General features: G+C 64.3%; 9 protein-coding genes. 8 read left to right on the top strand and 1 reads right to left on the bottom strand.

Annotated features, from left to right (window positions below; genetic code table 11):
* Position 1 precedes the first annotated feature (1 nt).
* The 8 genes from AACX99_RS17565 (at position 2) to AACX99_RS17600 (ending at position 15,994) form a co-directional block, all read left to right on the top strand.
* A complete protein-coding gene (locus AACX99_RS17565; protein WP_339413712.1) occupies positions 2-1,936 on the top strand; it encodes a DEAD/DEAH box helicase in 1,935 nt (644 codons plus the stop codon).
* Between the two features lie 272 nt (positions 1,937-2,208).
* Positions 2,209-3,381, top strand: a complete 1,173-nt coding sequence (locus AACX99_RS17570; protein WP_339413713.1) for an isochorismate synthase — start codon at positions 2,209-2,211, stop codon at positions 3,379-3,381.
* Complete coding sequence (locus AACX99_RS17575) at positions 3,378-5,018, top strand: (2,3-dihydroxybenzoyl)adenylate synthase (protein WP_339413714.1); 1,641 nt, start codon at positions 3,378-3,380, stop codon at positions 5,016-5,018. The genes AACX99_RS17570 and AACX99_RS17575 overlap by 4 nt, the downstream gene beginning before the upstream one ends.
* Before the next feature lie 12 nt (positions 5,019-5,030).
* Positions 5,031-5,903: an isochorismatase family protein gene (locus tag AACX99_RS17580; RefSeq protein WP_339413715.1), complete on the top strand. Its 873-nt coding sequence runs from the start codon at positions 5,031-5,033 to the stop codon at positions 5,901-5,903.
* Positions 5,900-9,001 carry an amino acid adenylation domain-containing protein gene (locus tag AACX99_RS17585; protein ID WP_339413716.1) on the top strand — a complete coding sequence of 1,034 codons (3,102 nt, stop codon included), beginning with the start codon at positions 5,900-5,902 and terminating at the stop codon, positions 8,999-9,001. The genes AACX99_RS17580 and AACX99_RS17585 overlap by 4 nt, the downstream gene beginning before the upstream one ends.
* 180 nt (positions 9,002-9,181) lie before the next feature.
* Positions 9,182-9,940: a 2,3-dihydro-2,3-dihydroxybenzoate dehydrogenase gene (gene dhbA, locus AACX99_RS17590; protein WP_445261885.1), complete on the top strand. Its 759-nt coding sequence runs from the start codon at positions 9,182-9,184 to the stop codon at positions 9,938-9,940.
* Positions 9,941-9,950: 10 nt separating this feature from the next.
* Positions 9,951-14,513, top strand: coding sequence for an amino acid adenylation domain-containing protein (locus AACX99_RS17595; RefSeq protein ID WP_339413717.1), 4,563 nt, complete (start codon positions 9,951-9,953; stop codon positions 14,511-14,513).
* Positions 14,510-15,994 carry an amino acid adenylation domain-containing protein gene (locus AACX99_RS17600; protein ID WP_339413718.1) on the top strand — a complete coding sequence of 495 codons (1,485 nt, stop codon included), beginning with the start codon at positions 14,510-14,512 and terminating at the stop codon, positions 15,992-15,994. Before AACX99_RS17595 ends, AACX99_RS17600 begins: the two co-directional genes overlap by 4 nt.
* A 142-nt stretch (positions 15,995-16,136) precedes the next feature.
* Here the strand turns inward: AACX99_RS17600 and AACX99_RS17605 are convergent, their stop codons facing one another.
* Positions 16,137-17,078: an iron-siderophore ABC transporter substrate-binding protein gene (locus AACX99_RS17605; RefSeq protein WP_339413719.1), complete on the bottom strand. Its 942-nt coding sequence runs from the start codon at positions 17,076-17,078 to the stop codon at positions 16,137-16,139.
* Positions 17,079-17,082 lie beyond the last annotated feature (4 nt).

Here is a 17,082-nt window from a genome sequence, read left to right on the forward strand (position 1 = left end):
AATGCCATCTGCTGTTCAGCGCTACAAGCGGCTCTTATCCGCTGCTCTGGCGCGTTATTTCCCCCATACCACTGCCTATCTGCGTGCCGAGCGTGAAGCATCTGCAGCGCTGAAAAAGCCTGCACCACTGGCCAAAAAAGCGGCCGCCAAGTCCAGGCGTGGCAGTGTGCAGACGCAGGGCAAACTACGCCGCGCTACCAGTAAACCCAGCACTCAGGGCATTTATGGGCCGGCCATGCTGCCGGTCGATGCAGCGCAAGGTCAGGCCATGCGCGAGCAGGTAACGCGGGCGGTGACGGCAGGTTTGCTCAGCGCACCTTCGGATGAGCAGTGGGCGATGATTCTCAGCAATCACCCGCTGACACGCATTTTCGCTGGTGCCGGTTCGGGCAAGTCCACCACGCTGGTTCTGCGGGTGGCATTCATGCTCTGTCACCTGGGTATCAAGCCTGAGCAGCTGACGGTGATTTCCTTTACCAATGCCTCTTGCGCCGAGCTGCGCGAACAGCTGCTCAAGGTGCTGGGCTTCTTCAACTACCCATTCGATGCCGCTCAGGCGCGGCAGTGTGTACGCACTTTTCATTCGGCCATGGGAGCTATGGCCAAAAGCTTGCTCGATAACCCACGCTGGTTTGAGCAACTGGATGATAAGCAGGCGGCTGACCGCGAGCTGGATAACCCGCTGAGCGCCGGACGCCTGCGACCTGTCCAGCAGCGTCTGCTTAAACAGGCCTATCAGCAGTGCTATGCCGAGCAGCCGGTATTTCGCCAGCGGGTGCACGCTCTGTTGCAGCTGCCCTTGCGTTTGGCCGAGAGTAAGCGTCTACCGAAGGCGCCGTTGGATGCCTACAAGCTGCCAGGCGAATTCAGTGCTGCTCCGCTGTATGAGGCGTTCTACGCCCAGGCCGGTTTTGCTGAAAGTATTGGCATCACTGTCGCGACCCTGCAGCCGCGGGCCCTGGCTGGGTCGGCAGCTGTGCGCGAGTTTAGCGAGGCCCTGCTGCTGTTCTGGCCGTATTTCGAGCAGTGCCAGCAGGAACAGAGTGTGATGACCTTTAACGCTGCCTTTGCCCAGCTAACGGCGCGGCTAAATGCCAGCGAGCAGAACGTTGCACCGGAGCTGCTGGCGCCATTTAGCCATCTTCTGATCGACGAATTTCAGGACATCTCGCCGCAAATCGTTCTGTGGCTGCAGGCCGTGCAACGTGCTCAAGCCGGGCGGGGCGGCACCGTCAGCCTCATGGCCATTGGCGATGACTGGCAGTCGATCTATGGCTGGCGCGGAAGCTCGCCGGAGCTGTTTCTCGACTTCGACCGGCACTTTCCAGGCAAAGGTAAAGCCAAGCACAGCGCCGTGCTGGCCCTGGCCAATAACTATCGCTCAGTTGAAGCGATCATCCGTGATGCTGAAACGCTGCTGGGCGGCGTGCAGCACAAACAGGCGAAGGCTAGTCAGGCGATCAAAGCCACCCAGCCGGGTGATCATGGCGTGCGCCTGATCCAGCGTTTCGACAGCAGGGTGCGTCTACCGGAACTGCTTAAGCAGATCAGCGAACAGTGCGCCTATGCCGCCGGGCGCAACAGCCGTGAGCGCAACGCGGTATTGCTGCTCAGCCGGCGCAACGAACCGCTGCAGGCCATCACCGCGCAGCTGGACAAGAAGCTGCCGGTCAAGGCCTACACCATTCACCGCGCCAAGGGTTTGCAGGCCGAAGTGGCGATTATCCTCGACGACTGCCAACCGTCCGAACCGCACCCGCTGCGCAATGCGCTGTACGCCTACTCGGGCTTTTTCAGCAGCAGCTACGACCAGGCCATGCAGGATGAAAGCCTGCGCCTGGCCTATGTAGCGGTCACCCGTGGGGTCAGTCGGGTGTTCTGGTACTGCCAGAAAACCCAGGGCGCAACGCGCATCCTGGCGGAGCGGGGCCGGTAAAAGTTCCCTTGCGGTGTCAGCTCTGCGATGCCGTTGGCAGATTAGTTAAAACCGCTACTCCGTTCATCCGAATGGGATCGCCGCACTTGTCGACCAAAGCCGCGCGCGAGCAGCAGGTTCGCCGCGGATGGCGACAAGTCGCGCCATTTCGTCTCAGTAACCCTCGGGCTAGAGCCTTAGAAATAAATTGACGCAACTTCTGCGAGTGGTTAGTTTTGCCCTCCTTATATGAATGCTAATTATTCGTATTAGCGTTAAATATGGAGGTTGGAGTGAATGCATTGACGCGTATCGCTCATGGGGGCTCCCCTTGGAGCGGTATCCATGCGCCCACTTATCGGTTCTATTCTCCCGAAGGTGGGGTTGAGGCCAGCGGTTGTTTCCAGGCTATCGAAACGCCGGCGGGCGATGATGGTCATGGGGTTGAGCGGGCGGTCGAAGCCGCCTTTGCCGAAGCCAGGGTGGCCGGCTTAAGTCAGCCGATGGTGGTTGGGGTGATTCCCTTCGACAAACGGCAACCGTCTAGCCTGTTTGTCCCGCGCCATGTTTCGCGCCTATTGCCGGGTGCGCCGCCGACCCGGGTGTGCGGCTTTCCGTGTGGCAAGGCGCGGCAATGCACCGAGCAGCCGGATCAGGCGAGTTTCAAGCAGGCCGTTGGCCGCGCGGTCGAGGTACTGCGCGGCGGGCAGGTGAGCAAAGTGGTGCTGTCGCGCTTGTTGCAGCTTGAGTTCGACACCGCGCCCTGCGCCGCTACGGTGTTTCAGGGCCTGCGCCAGCAGAACCCCGAGGCTTACCACTTCTCCATGGATTTGCCGGATGGTGGCGTGCTGATTGGCGCAAGTCCTGAACTGTTGCTGCGTCAGCAGGGCTGCCAGTTCACCTCCAATCCGCTGGCCGGTTCGGCCAAGCGTCTGGCCGATCCGGCTGCCGATGCGTTGGTGGCGCAGGCGCTGCTGCAATCAGCTAAGGACCTGCACGAGCACCGTCTGGTGATTGAGGAGCTGGACCGCCAACTGCGGCCACTGTGCCGCAGCCTGGACGTTGCCGATGCGCCGTCGCTGTTGAAGACCGCGCGACTGTGGCACTTGTCTACGCAGATATCCGGCGAGCTGGCCACCCCTGCTTCGGCGTTGAGCCTGGCCTGCCGGCTGCATCCGACGCCGGCGCTGTGCGGTTTTCCGACAGCGGCAGCCAAGCAGTTGATCGCCGAGCTGGAGCCCTTTGACCGTGGCGTGTTTGGCGGCATCGTCGGTTGGAGTGACGCCGATGGCAATGGCGAGTGGGCGGTGGTGATTCGTTGCGGCATCGTCGAGCACACGCGGGTTCGCCTGTTTGCTGGCGCAGGGCTGGTGACAGCGTCTTGTCCGGAGTCGGAGTGGCTGGAGACGGGCAACAAGCTGGGCACCATGCTCTCGGCCTTCGGCCTGGAACGGGAGGCGCTATGAGTCTGGTGCCCTTTACACCCTGGCCGGCTGAGTTCGCCGAGCGCTATCGCCAGGCGGGGTATTGGCGCGGCGAGCCGCTGACGCAATTGTTGGAAGCCCAGGTGCAGGCGCAGCCCGAAGCTATTGCGCTGATCTGCGCCGGTCGCCAGCTGAGCTATGCCGAGCTGGATGTGCAAGCCGGCTACCTGGCTCAGCGCCTGGCCAATCAGGGTTTCGGTAGCGGTGATCGGGCGCTGGTGCAGCTGGCTAATCAGTCTGAGTTTTATATCGTTTTCTTCGCCCTGCTCAAGGCGGGGATTGCCCCGGTCAACGCGCTGTTCAGCCATAGTCGCCTGGAATTGCTGGCCTACGCCGGTCAGGTGCGGCCACGGTTGTTTATCGGCAGTCGTCAACATCCATTGTTTGCCGATGATGCCTTTCTCGGCGAACTGCAGAGCGCCGTTCCCGAGCTCGACACCCTCCTGCTGGACGGTGATAGCGCGCCTGCACGGGCCCTAAGCGCCTGGCTTGAACCGGTGGAGGCGCTGCGCGCGTATGCGCCGACACCGGCGGATCAGGTGGCGTTCTTCCAGCTGTCCGGTGGCAGCACCGGCACGCCGAAACTGATCCCGCGCACCCACGACGACTACGCCTACAGCGTGCGCCGTAGTGTCGAGGTCTGCGGCTTTGATCGCGACACCCGTTACCTCTGCGCGCTGCCGGCGGCGCACAACTTCCCCCTCAGCTCGCCCGGCGCGCTGGGCGTATTCCATGCCGGCGGCTGTGTGGTGCTGGCGGCTGATCCGGGGCCGGCGACCTGCTTTGCGCTGATCGCGCGTTATCGGGTGAATGTCAGCGCGCTGGTGCCGCCGGCCCTGTCGCTGTGGCTGCAGGCCGCCAGCGAGCAACGCGAAGACCTGAGCAGCCTGGAGTTGCTGCAGGTCGGCGGCGCGCGTTTGCCCGAGGCGCAGGCGCGGCGCATCGGCAGCGAGTTGGGTTGCCGCCTGCAGCAGGTATTTGGCATGGCCGAGGGCCTGGTCAATTACACCCGCCTCGACGATGACGAGGCGCATGTGTATGGCACCCAGGGTTGCCCGATGAGCCCGGCGGATGAGGTGCGCGTGCTCGACCGTGCCGGTAATCCGGTGGCATTTGGCGAAGTCGGCGCGCTGCTGACCCGTGGCCCGTACACCATTCGCGGCTATTTCCAGAGCCCCGAGCACAACGCCATGGCCTTCGATGCCGAAGGTTTCTACTGCTCTGGCGACCTGGTGCGGCAGCACGCCGATGGTTATCTGCAAGTGGTGGGGCGGATCAAGGACCAGATCAACCGCGGTGGCGAAAAGATCGCCGCCGAAGAGGTGGAAAACCTGCTGATGGCGCACCCGGCAATCGTCCACGCGGCATTGGTGGCCATGCCCGACACGGCCTTGGGCGAGAAGAGCTGCGCCTTTGTGGTCAGCCGCGATCCGGCGCTCAAGAGCATCGCCCTGCGCAAGTTTCTGCGTGGCCTGGGGGTGGCTGACTACAAGCTGCCCGACCGTTTTGAACAGCTCGACAAGCTGCCCATGACCGCTGTCGGCAAGGTCGACAAGATGCGCCTGCGTCAGCGTATCGCGGTGCACCTGAGCGCTACTGAATCAGCACCAACTGAATAAGGATTTGTACTGATGGCTATTCCGGCTCTGCAACCCTACAGCCTCCCCAGTGAATGGACGCCGAACAAGGTCAACTGGCAGCTCGACCCGGCGCGGGCGGTGCTGCTGATTCACGATATGCAGGCGTATTTCGCCGACTTCTGGGCAGCCGACAGCGCCTTCGTTCACGCGCTGGTTGAGCGCCTGGCGGCCGTGCGTGCGCAGTGCAAGGCGTTGGGCATTCCGGTGGTCTACACCGCCCAGCCGGGCGTGCAAAGCGACGCCGAGCGCGCGCTGCTCAACGACATGTGGGGGCCGGGCATTACTCAGCACCCCGAGCGTCAGCCGATCATCGCCGGGCTGGCTCCAGAATCTGACGACACGGTGCTGGTGAAGTGGCGCTACAGCGCGTTTCAGCGCTCGCCCCTGGAGCACATGCTCAAGGAGCTGGGCCGCGATCAGCTGATCATCGGCGGCATCTACGCCCATATCGGCTGCCTGATGACCGCCTGCGACGCCTTTATGCGCGACATCCAGCCGTTTCTGCTGGCCGATGGTGTGGCCGATTTCAGCCAGGCCGAGCACCAGATGGCGCTGAACTATGTGGCGACCCGCTGCGGCCAGGTGATTGGTTGCGACGAGGTGTTGAACCTGGGCCGCGCTGCTGGGCCGGCGCTGACCCGCGCCGCCTTGCAGGCGCGCCTGCTGAGCCTGTTGGATGAGCTGGATGAGCCGTTCGACCCCGACGAGAACCTGCTCGACTACGGCCTGGACTCGATCCAGGTGATGGCGCTGCTTAGCGAGTGGCGCGCGCAGGGGCTGGAGCTGAGCTTTACCGACCTGGCCAAGACTCCGACCCTGAATGGCTGGTGGAGCCTGATCGAACAACACGTCGGTGCCGCATGAGGGCGCTTGGTATTGCCCAGCAGGGCCTGTGGCACGGTTATGTGCTGAATGAAGACCGGGCGATGTTCAACACCGCCGAATGCATTGCTTTCGCCGGCAAGATCCAGCCGGCGCTGCTGATCGCCGCCTTGCGTCAGGCGGTCAATGAGTGCGAGGCGCTGGCCGGGCATTTTGTCGTCGACGGCGAGCAGGTCTGGTTCAACCCTGCCGAGCTGCCGCTCAGCGTGGCTCAATTGCAGGTGCCGGCCGGGGTGGACGCCCAGGCCTGGGTGCAGCAGTGGGGCATGAGCGAGATTCGTCAGCCGTTTGATCTGGAGCGCGAATTGCCGTGCCGTTTCAGCCTGCTGCAGGGCGAAGACGTAGATTTCCTCTACGGCTGCATTCACCACATCGCCCTCGATGGCTACGCCAGCAACCTGCTCTATCAGCGCGTTGCCGAGTTGTACGGTGCCGCGACGCGCGGTGAGTCGGCCGCGCCCTGCGAGTTTGGCGACTACGCCGCCGTGCTGGCCGAGGATGCCGAGCGCGATAGCCAAGGCCGTACGGCTGCCGCGCGCGACTACTGGCGTGAACAGCTCGGTGCGCTGCCCGAAGCGGTCAGTTTCAGCGAGCGCGTCGCGCCCATTTCGGCGACCTTTATCCGTCATTCGGCGGCATTTCCTCCGGCGCTGTGGCAGGGTCTGACTCAACTGGCCGAGGCCAACAAGCTCGGCTGGCCGGATCTGCTACTGGCCGCACTCTCAGCCCAACTGCGCCAGGTCAGCGGCAGCGCCGCTCAGGTGCTTGGCCTGATGGTGATGAACCGCATGGGTTCGGCCTCGTTCAACGTGCCGTGCATGCAGATGAATATCGCCCCGCTGTGCCTCGATCTCAGCGATCAGGCCAACTTGATTGAGGCAGCACAGAGCATCGGCAAGCTGCGCCGCAGCAGCCGCAAACATCAGCATTACCGCTACGAATCGCTGCGCCGCGACCTCGGTCGGGTTGGCGGCGAACAGCGCCTGTTTGGCCCGCTGATCAACATCATGCCGTTCGACCGTCCGCAGATGTTCGGCGATTGTCCGGCGCGCACCCTGAGCCTGAGCGCCGGCCCGGTGGAAGACCTGACCCTGGAAGTTCACCTGGGCGCCGACGGCGTGCCGCTGCTGGATTACGACGCCAACCCTGCGTGCTACAGCGCGGCGCAGGTGCAAGCGCTGCAGGAGGAGTTGTTCAGCTTGCTGGGCGCCTGGTTGCAGGCGCCGCAGCAGCCTCGTGAGCAGTTACTCAGCACGTGGAGCGCGCAGTACCGCGCGCAGCATCTGCTTGGCGCGCCACTTAGCGAGCTGGCGGCGATGAGCGAGGTAAGCAGCGTATTGCTGGCCATTCGTGCTCAGGTCGAACGCCAACCGCAGCGGCTGGCGCTGTGCCACGGCGAGCGCAGCTTCAGCTATGGCGAGTTACAGGCCCAGGCCGAAAGCATCGCCGCCGCCTTGAGTGAGCGCGGTGTGCAGCCGGGCGAGCGGGTTGGGGTGATGCTTAGCCGCAGCCCCGAGGCGATTATTGTGCAGCTCGGCGTGCTGCTGGCCGGTGCCGTGTATGTGCCGCTCGACCCGGAACAGCCTGCTGAGCGCCAGCGCCTGATCTGCGCTACCGCGCAGCTGGCGTTGGTGGTCACCGAGGCCGCATTCCGCCATCGCCTGGCCGATAGCTACAGCGGCCCGATCGAACTGGCCGGTGTGCTGCACAGCGCAATTCGCCTGTGTGCGCCGCGCCAGGGTGAGGCGGCGGCTTACCTGATGTTCACCTCCGGCTCCACCGGCGCGCCCAAGGGCGTGGAGATCAGCCATCGCGCGCTGGACCACTTTATCCAGGCAGCGCGTCTGCGCTATGGCGTGGCTGCCACGGACCGCATGCTGCAATTCGCGCCGTTCAACTTCGACGCCAGCATCGAGGAAGTTTTCGTTAGCCTCAGCGCCGGCGCGACCCTGGTGCTGCGCACCGATGCGTTGCTGGAGTCGATCAGCGCCTTTGTCGAAGGTCTGGAGCAGCTTGCAATCACTGTGCTCGACCTGCCGACCGCGTTCTGGAACGAGTGGGTGGTGGCCCTGCGTGCCGGTCTGGTGCAGGTACCGAGCGGGCTGAAGAGCGTGATCATCGGCGGCGAGGCGGTCTACCCCGAACAGCTCACCGCCTGGCAGGGTGCTGCGCCGGCGCAGGTGCGCCTGATCAACACATACGGCCCGACCGAAACCACCGTGGTAGCGAGCAGCTGCGACCTGCAGCTGCTTGCGCCAGGCGGCGCCAGCCTGCCGATCGGGCAGCCGTTGGCCGGTGTCACGGCGTTGGTGCTGGGGCGTGGCGAGCGCCCGGCAGAAGAGGGTGAGCTGCTGCTGTGTGGTGCGCAGCTGGCCAACGGCTATTTGGGTACTGATTCGCAGGCGTTTAGCCGCTTGCTAATCGGCGCGCAGCACATGCTGGTCTACCGCACCGGTGATCGGGTGCGGCTGGAGGAGGGCCGGCTGGTCTACCTCGGCCGCCTGGATAACGAGTTCAAGATCAGCGGCTACCGCATTCAACCCGGCGAGGTCGAGTCGCGTCTGTTGGCCCTGAATGGCGTCGATGAGGCCTGCGTGCAGGGCCTGGAACTGGGCGGCGGCTTGCGCCGACTGGTGGCGTTTGTCGCCGGCCCGCGTGATGACCTGCGCGGCATTCGCCAGGAACTGGCCAAGCTGCTGCCGGCCGCCATGGTGCCGACCGACTACCGGCACTACCCGGCGTTACCACGTACCGCCACCAACAAGCTCGACCGCAAGCGCCTGCAAGCGCAGTACCTGCAAGGCTCAAGCGAGCAGGCGCTGGACGACGAGACCCAGCAACGGGTGCGCAGCATCTGGCAGCAGATTCTCGGCGTCAGTGCGATTCAGGCTGGCGACAACTTTTTCGAGCTGGGTGGGCAGTCGCTGCAGACCATTCAGATCGTCAACCGTCTGGCCAGCGAGTTTGGCACGGCGGTGAAGGTTTCCGATGTCTTCGATAACCCACGGCTGGCGGACTTCTGCCACTTCCTCGACAGCCGCGTGCTGCAGGGTGAAGCGCAGGTGGAACAGGTTTGGTAAGAACCTATTCACGATCTGCTGCGCGTCGGCGCTACTGCGTTAAAAACAAGCTCGGAATGCTCATTTACCACTCGTAAATTCCGCTTCCTTGCTGTTTTGACCCGCCGGAGGCGGTTACTACGTAGCGCCTTGTATCGCTCTAGCTCGCGAGATAGTGAACAGGCTCTAAGGAGCATGCAAATGAATAGACAAATGGATTTCAGCGGCCAGACCATCTGGGTCACCGGAGCCGGCCAGGGCATCGGCCGCAGCGTGGCGGAGGGCTTCGCCCAGTTGGGCGGACAGGTGATTGGCTTCGACCTGAATTTTCCCGAGCAGGATTACGGCTTCACACCGTTCGTGCTGGATATCGGTGATGCCCAGGCGGTGCAGCAGGCCTGCGCCGAGCTGCTGGGTGCCCATGGCGTGATCGATGTGCTGGCCAGTGTCGCCGGTGTGTTGCGCCTGGCACCGATTGAGGAGCTGGCGCTGGAGGACTGGGACGCCTGTCTGCGGGTGAATGTCTCCGGGCCGTTTTACCTGTTGCGCGAGCTGATGCCGCGCTTCAAGGCCTGGCGACGTGGCGCAGTGGTGGCGGTAAGCAGCAACGCGGCGCATGTACCGCGCATGCAGATGGCTGCCTACAGCGCATCCAAGGCGGCGCTGAGCAGCCTGATCCGCACCGCCGGGCTGGAACTGGCGACCCATGGCGTGCGCTGCAATCTGGTGTCGCCGGGCTCCACCGACACGCCGATGCAACGCGGCATGTGGCACAGCAGTGACGCCCCGGCGCGCACCATTGCCGGCTTTCCCGAGCAGTTCAAGCTGGGCATCCCGCTGCAGAAAATCGCCACCCCGGACGAGGTCGCCAGCGTCGTGCTGTTTCTGGCCTCCAGCCTGGCCAGCCATATCACCCTGCAAGACATCGTGGTCGACGGCGGCGCAAGTCTGACCGACTGAGAGGATAGTTATGGACACTAATATCATCGGCTTGCTGAACCAGCTGGCCCGCCAGGGCGTGCAGCTGAGTCTGAACGCCCAGGGCCAGTTGGTTTCGCAGTCGAGCAAGGACGCCATCACCCCGGCGCTGGGCCAGCTGATTCGTGACAACCGCGACGCCATCGTCAGCTGTCTGGCGGCGGCCAGCGCCTTCGCCGCGCCGATCCAGGCGCAGCACACCGAGAGCGGCCCGCTGTCGTCATCGCAAAGCGGCTTGTGGTTTATCGAACAGTACGAAGAAAGCTCGCACCTGTACAACATGCCGGTGTACTTCCGCCTGACCGGCGAGTTGGATGTGCCGGCGCTGGCGTTCGCCTTTGACGCGCTGGCGCAGCGCCACGCCAGCCTGCGCACGCGTTTTGTGCGCAATGCCCAGGGCCGCGGCGAGCAGCAGATTCTGCCGCAGCGGCCACTCCAGCTGGAGGTTGAGGATTATTCGGCGCTTGAGCTGCAGGCTCGCGAAGCGCGGGTGGCGCAGCGCGTACGCGAGGAAATCAACCGGCCGTTCGACCTCACCACGGGCGAGCTGACCCGCGTGCAGTTGCTGCGCCTCGATGCGCGCGAGCATGTGCTGCTGATCACCCAGCACCACATCATCTCCGACGGCTGGTCGGTGAAGAACATGTTTGCCGATATCAAGACCGCGTTTCTGGCCTTCCAGAATCGTCAGCCATTGAACTGGCCGGCGCCGGCGTTGAACTATATCGACTACGCCAGCTGGTTTAATTCGCCGCTGTTCCGTGACTACCACGAGCAGTTCAAACCCTTCTGGGTCGAGCGCCTGCGCGGCATCGCCGATGTGCACAGCCTGCCGCTGGACAAACCGCGCCCGGCACACCAGGCCAGCGGCGGCGAGCTGGTGTTCTCGACCATCGACAATGAGTTGTGGGCGCGCTTCAAACAGCTGTGCCAACGCCACAACACCTCGCCCTTTATCGGCCTGCATGCCGTGTTTGCGCTGCTGCTGGCACGTCACAGCGGCGAGCGTGACATCGTTATCGGCACGCCGTTGGCCTACCGCGAGCGCCCGGATATCGAGGCGTTGGTGGGGTTCTTCGTCAACACCCTGGTGCTGCGTACTCAGCTGCCCGAGCGGCAGAGTTTTACCGAGTACCTGCAAGCCTGCCGCAAGGATGACCTGGAAGCTTTCGACCACCAGCTGTACCGCTTCGAGGCGCTCAGCGAGGCGCTGGGTATGGACCGGCATACGGCGATTAATCCGATCTTTCAGATCATGCTGGTGTACCAGGCGCGGGTCGATTTCAACGACCTGATTCCTGGCTGTCAGGCGGTCGAGGAAACCTCGCCGGTGCTGCCGGCCAAGACCGATATCTCGGTCAAGGTCACCGAGTTGATGGACTCGGTGCGGGTCGACTGGCTGTACGCCACGGCGCTGTTCGAGCACGCCACGCTCGAGCGTTACGCCGAGCGCCTGCTGCTGTTGTTGCAGGCGGTGGTCGAACAGCCAGAAATGGATATCTGGGCGCTGCCGCTGCTTGAGCAGGCGCAGTTACAGGAGACTGCCGCACGCCTGGCGGTGCTGCCGCGCGAATACCCCAACCGGCGCACGGCGCTAGGCTTGTTCGAGGACATGGCGCGGCTGCATCCGCAGCGTCCGGCGCTCGGTTTTGGCGACGCGGCCATGAGCTATGCCGAACTCGATGCGCGGGCCAACCGCCTGGCGCATTGGCTGCTCAGCCAGGGCTGCGGTCCGGGTGCGCTGCTGGGGGTACTGGCGCGCCGCGACAATGCTTTTGCGGTGGCGGTGATGGCCATCTGGAAAATCAACGCCGCCTACGTGCCGCTCGACCCAGCGTACCCGCGCGAACGCTTGCAGCACATTCTCGGCGACGCCGGCATCGAGCTGATCGTCGCCCAGGGCGAGCCACCCTTTGCCTTGGACGCCGGAGTGCGCTGGATTGATTTGCAAGACGCCAGCCTGCAAACGCAACTGGACGCCATGGCGCCGACCACGCCGGCCCTCGGCCACGACCCGCAGCAGCTCGCCCAGGTGATCTACACCTCCGGCTCCAGCGGCTTGCCCAAGGGTGTGATGGTCGAGCAGGGTGGCCTGGTCAACCTGCTGCAGGACCATGCCCAGCGCCTGCAACTGGGCTGCGAGGCACGCATGTTCAACTGCATGTCGTTGTCGTTCGATGCCGGCAATATGTGCGCGCTGCTGCCGCTGACCCAGGGCGCCAGCCTGGTGTGGGGCGACCCGGACGAGGGCCTGTTGGAGCAGCTCGAACGCAGCGCCAGCAGCCATATGATCTGCCCCACAGCCTTGCTCGCAACCCTGCCCGAGCGCGCGTTACCGGCCTTGCAGGCTATCGGCTTCGGTGGCGAGGCCTGCCCGGCCGGGCTGGTCGAGCGCTGGGCCGGGCGCGTGCGCCTGATCAATATGTATGGCCCGACCGAGGCCACGGTGACTGCGCTGTGCAAGCACCTGCTGCCCGGCAGCAGCCTGACCATCGGCACGCCCATCGACGGCATGCAGGCGCTGATTCTCGACGAGCTGGGTAACCTCTGCCCGGTCGGTGTGCCGGGCGAGCTGTGCCTGGCCGGCCTGGGCCTGGCCCGTGGTTATCTGAACCAGCCGGAGCGCACTGCTGCGGTGTTCCGCGAACACAGGGTGGCCGGCGTTACCCTGCGCCTGTACCACAGCGGCGACCGCGCACGGCAGTTGGGCAATGGCGACTACGAATACCTCGGGCGGCTCGATGAGCAGATCAAGCTGCGCGGTTATCGCATCGAGCCGGGGGAGATCGAAACCCAGCTGAGCCTTAGCTGCCCGGCGCTGCAACAGGTCAAGGTGCTGGTGCAACGCGATGGTCAGCGCCAGGCGCTGGTGGCCTACGCCGCAGTCAAACCCAGCGGGGCTGCGCCGCTGCTCGACGCGATCCTGCACGACGTGGCGCAGCGCCTGCCGGAATATATGGTGCCGAGCCAGCTGGTGCTGCTCGAGCAGATGCCGCTGACGCCCAACGGCAAGCTCGACCTGCGCCAGCTGCCGAAAATCGACCTGGCCGATGGCGGCGAACACACGCCGCCGGCCACCGCCCTTGAGGCGGAAATTCTGGCCATCTGGCAGCGCGTGCTGAATCAGCCGCTGGGTGTGCAGAGCGACTTCTTCCAGTTGGGCGGCGATTCCATCCTGAGTATTCAGCTGACCACGCGCCTGCGCGACGCCGGCTATGTCTGCTCGGTCAAAGAGGTATTCGAGGCCAAGACCGTGCGCCGCCTGTGCCGGGTGCTGGGCAGCAAGCGCGAAGAGATCGCGCTGCAGGCCGAGCAGGGCGTGCTCACCGGTGAGTTTGCCTTGCAGCCGATTCAGCGCTGGTTCTATGAGCAACCGTTGGCCACCCCGCAACACTGGAACCAGGGCGTGCTCCTGCGTTTGCCCGAGGACGTTGATGTGGCGCAGCTGCGCAGTTATCTGCAACAGCTGTTGCAGCATCACGATGCCTTGCGCCTGGCGGTGACGGAGCGTGGCCAGCGTTACCTGGAGAACCTGCCATTGGGCTCACCTGCGCTGCTGGATTACCGCGAGCTGGGCGACAGCGGTTTGCAGTTGGCGTTAACCAAACTGCAAAGCCATTTTGAGCCGATGTTGGGGCGCACGCTGTGCTGGGGCGTGGTGGACAACCTGCCGCAGGGCCGCGCGCTGTTTATCGCCTGTCACCATTTGGTGGTCGATGCGGTGTCCTGGCGCATCCTCGCCGATGACCTGGCGCGCCTGCACCGTGGTGAAGCGCTGCCAGCCAAGACCAGCAGTTATCGCCAGTGGGGCCAGGGCTTGACCCGCTACGTGCTGCAGGCCGGTGAGCAGCTGCGTTACTGGCGCGAGCGCATGGCCGGTATGGATTATCCAATAGCGCCGGACTGGATCAGCAACGAGCCAACCCAGGTGCATTTGCTCGAGTTGGAACCCGAGCTGACCCAGCAGTTGAGTCAGCATGCTACCCAGATGTTTGCTGGCGAGATGCGCAGCCTGCTGCTGGCCGCCTTGACCCGCACGCTGAGCGAGATGGGCCTGGGCCAGCGCCAGTGGATTCTGCTGGAGGGCCACGGCCGCGAGGCGATTGACCCGAGCCTGGACGTCAGCCGCACTCTGGGCTGGTTCACCAGCATGTACCCGCTGGTGCTGGATGATCAGGCGGATTGGGCGCAGCTGATTAGCCATTGCAGCGAGCAGTTGCGTCAGGTGCCGGATAACGGCGTCGGCTATATGCCGCTGCGTGCCAGCCTGACGGAACCCAACCCCTTGCCGTTGCCGCCGGTGGCGTTGAACTACCTGGGCAGCGCCCGCAGTGGCCAGGGCGACTGGCAGCCACTGCCCGTCGCGCCGGGCCGCCCGAGCGCGGCGAACAACCGCTCGGCGGAGCTGGTCAGTCTGCATGGCGGGATTTTCGATGGTCGTCTGACCCTGCGCCAGATCGGCTGTCTGCGTGGCGACCTTAGCGAGCAGCTGCTGCAGCGTGTGCGTCAGCACTTGAGTGAGCTGGCCAGGCTGGCCGTGGAGGTGCCGGCATGAGTGTGATGCAGCACAACCTCGGCGTACCGCTGCTGGGTGCACACCTGGGGCAGGTGTTCAGCGAGCAGGCGCCGGCCTTGGCGTTGGGCTGGGCAGGCGAGGCATACAGCTATGCCCGCCTGGCCGCGCGTACGGCGGCGATTGCCGCGCAGCTAACCGCTCAAGGCGTGCCATCCGGCGCGCGGGTCGGCCTGTACTTGCAGCGTTCGGCCGATCTGTTGGCCGCCACGCTGGCGTGCCTGCATAACGGCCTGTGTTTTGTGCCGCTGGACCCGGAGTTCCCCCTTGAGCGTTTGCAGGGGATCGCCAGCGACGCCGAGCTGGCGCTGGTGCTGCAGGATGCCGAAGGCCAGGGCAGCTTCGCCATGCCCAGCCTGCATCTGCGGGCGGGCGAGTCTGGTGAGCTGAATTGGCCGGCGCTGGATGAGCAACTGCCGGCTTATATGATGTTTACCTCGGGCTCCACCGGGCGGCCCAAAGGTGTGGTGATCAGTCGCCGCGCCTTGGCCAACTTCCTCAGCGCCGCCAGTCGCCGTTTACAGCTGAGCAGCGCTACCCGCTGGCTGTTTATCACCACCCCGGCGTTCGATATTTCCCTGCTGGAAATGCTCGGCCCACTGTGGGCCGGCGGTGCACTGGAAGTGGTCGCAAGCCCCGCGCACAAAGACCCGGACGCGCTGCTTGCGCTATTGGCTGCGCACCCCGAGATTAACACCCTGCAGGCTACCCCGGCGTATTGGCGCATGCTGCTCAAGGCCGGCTGGCCGGGGCGCGCCGGGCTTATCGCGCTGTGCGGCGGCGAAGCCCTGGATGCCACCCTGGCCGAGCGGCTGGCGCCCTTGGTCGGCCAGCTGTGGAATTGCTACGGCCCCACCGAGGCTACCGTCTGGTCGCTGATGGCGCGGGTCGAGCTACCCCTGGGCGAGCAGGGCGTGTTGCTGCGTCAGTCGCTGGACGGTTATCGCCATTGGGTGCTGGATGAGGCGGGCGCCGCGTTGGCCATTGGCGGCGAGGGCGAGCTGTGTATCGAGGGGCCATCGCTGGCCAGCGGCTACTGGGCGCGTGACGACCTAACTGCACAGAGTTTTATTACTTGGCAAGGGCGTCAGCTGTATCGCACCGGTGACCGCGTGCAGCGGGTTGGCGAGGACGCCTACCGTTATCTTGGCCGGCGCGACGAGCAGATCAAGCTGCGAGGTTTTCGCATCGAGCTGGGCGAGATTGAAGTCAGTTTGCGCTGTATTGAAGGTGTGCAGGATGCGGCAGTGCGATTGTACGGCAGCGGCGATGAGGCCTGCCTGGTGGCTTATGTGGAGCTGCGCGAGGGTGGCGGTTTAGGTCGTATGAAAATCCGCCGTGCGCTGCAACAAAGGCTGCCGCATTACATGATCCCGGCGCGCATTATCGTGCTGGATAGCTTGCCAAAAACCGCCAGCGGCAAGTTGGATCGCAAAAGCCTGCCGGCTCCAGAGGGTATGTAGCAGCCGCGTGGCTGCGTGAGGTGTTAGGAGGGGCCGTAGGATGGGTTGAGCTTGCGATACCCATTACTGGCTTGGTCACGATGGGTATCGCTGCGCTCAACCCATCCTACAAATCTGTGCCATTAACGGTTGGTTCGCTCACTCAGCGCTTGATCGGCTGAGCGTCGGCTTTGCCGAGCAATTGTTCGATATCGGCAATCACCTGCAAGGCCGCTTGCGGGCCGCCGAGGGACGTCCACAGCGAGCCGTCGACGGCACCGAAGCGTTTGCCCTGGATGGCCGAGAGCTGTTTGAACGCTGGTGTCTGTTCGGCCTGGTGCAGGGCTTCCACGGCTTCACCGCTGGTGCTTAGGGTGCCGATCACCAGCCAGTCGGCGTCCAGCAGTTGCAGCGATTCCAGGCTAAGGGCCATGGAGTGGGTGTGGCCGGGGTCTTGCTGATAGCTCGGGCGCACCAGGCCGACGTCGCTGATCACGCTGCTGGCAAAGGCATCCTTGAACATGTAGGACGGGCCTTTGGGGTTCCAGCGCACGATGCTAAAGGTCTCACCCTGATGCGCTTTTAGGCGTTCGCGGGCCTCAGTTGCGCGAGCGTTGTAGCGCGCAAGCAAGGCCTCGGCGGCAGCGCTTTGGTTGAGCGCGTTGGCGGTGCGTTGCAGGCTTTCCTGCCAGGGCTTGGCCCAGCCGAAGGTGATCACCGTGGGGGCGATTTCATTGAGGATCGCCAATTGCTCGGGTTTTACCGGGCCGGTAAGGATCAGGTCGGGCTCCAGCTCCAGCAGGGTTTCCAGGTTGGGGTTGTCGATATCGCCGACCACCTTGATTGCGGCCACGGCCTGGTTGTCCAGGTAGCGTGGTGGCGCAGCCTGACCACGGCCGTTGATCGTGCCCACCGGGGTGATGCCCAGGGCCAGGGCGGCATCCAGATCCAGCTCACTGAGGGTGATCACCCGTTGTGGCGCGCTCGGCACCGTCACCGGGTTGCCGAAGGCATCTTCGATCTGACGGGTGTCGGCCACGGCGGCCGCGCTTAACAGCTGGCTGACCAGCAGCAGGGGCAGGCTCCAGCGCAATACGGTAGTCATCGGG

This window comes from Pseudomonas sp. EA_35y_Pfl2_R5 (assembly GCF_963970805.1).
In the GTDB taxonomy this organism is placed as follows: domain Bacteria; phylum Pseudomonadota; class Gammaproteobacteria; order Pseudomonadales; family Pseudomonadaceae; genus Aquipseudomonas.

What these genes read in the sequence shown, in the direction of transcription:
- AACX99_RS17605 (WP_339413719.1), bottom strand. Translation starts at nt 17,078, where the DNA reads ATGACTACCGTATTGCGCTGGAGCCTGCCCCTGCTGCTGGTCAGCCAG.
- dhbA (WP_445261885.1), top strand. Translation starts at nt 9,182, where the DNA reads ATGAATAGACAAATGGATTTCAGCGGCCAGACCATCTGGGTCACCGGA.
- AACX99_RS17565 (WP_339413712.1), top strand. Translation starts at nt 2, where the DNA reads ATGCCATCTGCTGTTCAGCGCTACAAGCGGCTCTTATCCGCTGCTCTG.
- AACX99_RS17575 (WP_339413714.1), top strand. Translation starts at nt 3,378, where the DNA reads ATGAGTCTGGTGCCCTTTACACCCTGGCCGGCTGAGTTCGCCGAGCGC.
- AACX99_RS17580 (WP_339413715.1), top strand. Translation starts at nt 5,031, where the DNA reads ATGGCTATTCCGGCTCTGCAACCCTACAGCCTCCCCAGTGAATGGACG.
- AACX99_RS17595 (WP_339413717.1), top strand. Translation starts at nt 9,951, where the DNA reads ATGGACACTAATATCATCGGCTTGCTGAACCAGCTGGCCCGCCAGGGC.
- AACX99_RS17600 (WP_339413718.1), top strand. Translation starts at nt 14,510, where the DNA reads ATGAGTGTGATGCAGCACAACCTCGGCGTACCGCTGCTGGGTGCACAC.
- AACX99_RS17585 (WP_339413716.1), top strand. Translation starts at nt 5,900, where the DNA reads ATGAGGGCGCTTGGTATTGCCCAGCAGGGCCTGTGGCACGGTTATGTG.